Source organism: Tardiphaga sp., from assembly GCF_028290495.1.
Lineage (GTDB): Bacteria > Pseudomonadota > Alphaproteobacteria > Rhizobiales > Xanthobacteraceae > Tardiphaga.
In genome coordinates this window covers 1-2,588 of record NZ_JAQGJT010000210.1, presented here as the reverse complement: position 1 = coordinate 2,588, position 2,588 = coordinate 1, and the positions used below count along the sequence as shown (strand labels likewise).

2 protein-coding genes and 1 pseudogene are annotated in these 2,588 nt (G+C 54.1%); all 3 read left to right on the top strand.

The genetic code is table 11. From position 1 onward, the window contains the following. A partial coding sequence (locus JWQ24_RS28125; RefSeq protein WP_299815777.1) for a zinc-binding dehydrogenase occupies positions 1-440 on the top strand: 440 nt, incomplete at its 5' end. 23 nt (positions 441-463) lie between these two features. Then, positions 464-1,879 (top strand): aldehyde dehydrogenase family protein, encoded by a 1,416-nt coding sequence (locus JWQ24_RS28120; RefSeq protein ID WP_299815774.1) that lies wholly within the window; start codon positions 464-466, stop codon positions 1,877-1,879. A 40-nt stretch (positions 1,880-1,919) separates the two neighbouring features. Then, positions 1,920-2,588: pseudogene (locus tag JWQ24_RS28115) on the top strand (cytochrome P450); the annotation flags it as partial.

The window sequence follows — 2,588 nt, the reverse complement described above, 5'->3', positions numbered from 1 at the left end:
AAACACTGGCGCGCAAATTTGGTGCGACGGACTTCGTTGATGTCAATAAGGTTGACGCGGTCGATGCCGTAAAGGCCCTCACAGGCAGCGGCGTGGATCACGTGTTCGAGGTAATTGGTCTGAAGAGGACCGTGGAGCAGGCCATCAAGATGGTCCGTAAGGGCGGTGGAGTCTACGTGATCGGCCTTCCAAAACCTGGATCAACGATCTCGGTGGAGGTTCATGCTGATTTGATCCGGCGACAGGTCACGCTCAGCGGTGTCTATATGGGATCAACGAATATCAAGCACGATATCCCTATGTATGCTGACCTTTATTTGCAGGGCCGCTTGAATTTAGACGATCTAGTCTCACGGGAGATAAACATCAATGAGATCAACGACGCCTATCGGGAGCTCAAAAGCGGTGAAATTGCGCGCAGCGTAATCACTTCGTTTTGAACATGACGAAAGGGGGTTGTTTCATGAATTTCAAACTTGTTATTGACGGGCGACTAGTCGAAGGCGCGTCGTCCTTAGACGTCATCGACCCAGCTTCCGGAAAGCGTTTTGCGACGTGCGCGCGTGCAGACGGGGTCCAGCTTGAACAGGCCATCGCTGCTGCGAAGAGAAGCTTTCCAGTTTGGGCCGCACTCAGTCATGCGCAGAGGAAGGAATACCTTGATCGCTTGTGTGAGATGGTGGAGTTGCGGAAAGAAGAATTTGCGGTGTTGCTCACACGAGAACAAGGCAAGCCCTTGGCACAGGCGCGAGCGGAGATTGGCAGCGCCATCGCGCGGTTGCGCTACTTTGCCGCGCTCGATATGCCAGTTACGGTTCTGCGGGAAAACGATGACGAAAAGATCATTGAGCATCGGACCCCACTTGGGGTGGTTGCTGCTATTACGCCGTGGAACTTCCCCTTCAGCTTGCTGATCAACAAGCTAGGGCCGGCCCTCAGTGCAGGCAATACAATGGTTGCCAAGCCCGCCCCGACGACACCGCTCACCACGCTTCTCCTGGGTGCGATTGCCGCTGAGGTTCTCCCGAGAGGTGTCTTCAATGTCATAGTCGATGCCAATGAGCTGGGAGCGAAACTCACATCCCATCCAGACATAGCGAAGATCGGATTTACGGGATCGACCTCGACGGGCAAGCTGGTTATGCAGAGCGCAGCGGGATCTCTGAAACGAGTGACGCTCGAGTTGGGTGGAAATGATGCGGCGATTATCCTGGACGATGCAGACATCAAGTCTGTCGCGAAGAGCGTTTTCGCTGCTGCAATGCTTAACGCGGGGCAGGTCTGCCTTGCTGCAAAACGCGTATATGTTCCCCGGGGTATGTATCACGCGTTTTGCGAGGAGCTCGCACAGCTTGCAAACAATGCAGTTGTCGGCGACGGGTCGGAGCACGGTACCGAAATTGGACCGCTGCAAAACCAGCAGCAATTTGAGAAAGTCCTGGCTCTAATCGAGACAACGAAGAAAGACGGTCGCATCCTCGCGGGTGGTAAAGCGCTTGATCGTCCGGGCTTTTTCATTGCCCCTACCATTGTTTGCGACCTGTCCGACGGCGCCGAGCTAGTACGCGAGGAACAGTTTGGACCGGTCATCCCCGTCCTAGCCTACGACACGGTTGACGAAGCTATCGCTCGGGCCAATGACACCGTCTACGGCCTCGGTGGCACGATCTGGACCACCAACTATGCGCGTGGAGCCGAGGTCGCGATGAGGCTCGATACAGGCACTGTATGGGTGAACAAACATCTGGATCTCCCGTCCGACATTCCCTTCGGGGGAGCCAAACAATCGGGAATTGGGCGTGAAAACGGTATAGATGCCCTTAAGGAAGTGACACAGGGCAAGATTGTCAATATCTCGAAAACAGCCGTAAGTCACTGACAGCCGTCGGCAACGACGACACCTTATTGACGGAAAAACGATGAACAACGTAAACGATGACGATGTGGTTTCCCCGCAGATCTATTCCGATGAGGAACGGTTGCATGCAATGTTTGCGACGCTGCGTGAACATGACCCTGTTCGATGGACTGAAGCGAGTGACTATCGGCCTTTTTGGGCAATTTCCAAATATGAGGACATTGCAGAGATTGAAACCAACAGCCATCAATTTTTGGCGGGCCCTCGCAACCGCCTCCTCAAGATAGACGAGGAACGGCTGGTGTGGGAAAAAACCGGTAGGTCTTCGCTTTTGCGTTCCCTGCCTTCTATGGATGCGCCTGAGCACCGCAGGTATCGCTCGGTTACCCAAGGGTGGTTTGCACCGGCGAACCTGAAAAAGCTCGAGGATCAGATACGGGCAATCGTCGACGAACGACTTGATCACGCTCAAAACAAGAACGGGGCGCTCGATTTCGTAAATGAGGTGAGCCTTTGGGTGCCGCTGCGGACAATCATGCTTATTTTTGGGATGCCAGTGGAGGACGGCGAGATGTTGCATCGCCTTGCCGGTCAATTGTTCAGTCCGCTTGATCCGGACACGGCAAGGAAAACTGAAGGGCACGGAACAGCAGAAGCAGCGGCCGAATTCTTCGAGTATTTTGAAAAACTGATAAAGCAACGCCGATCTGATCCGACTGACGATCTCCTC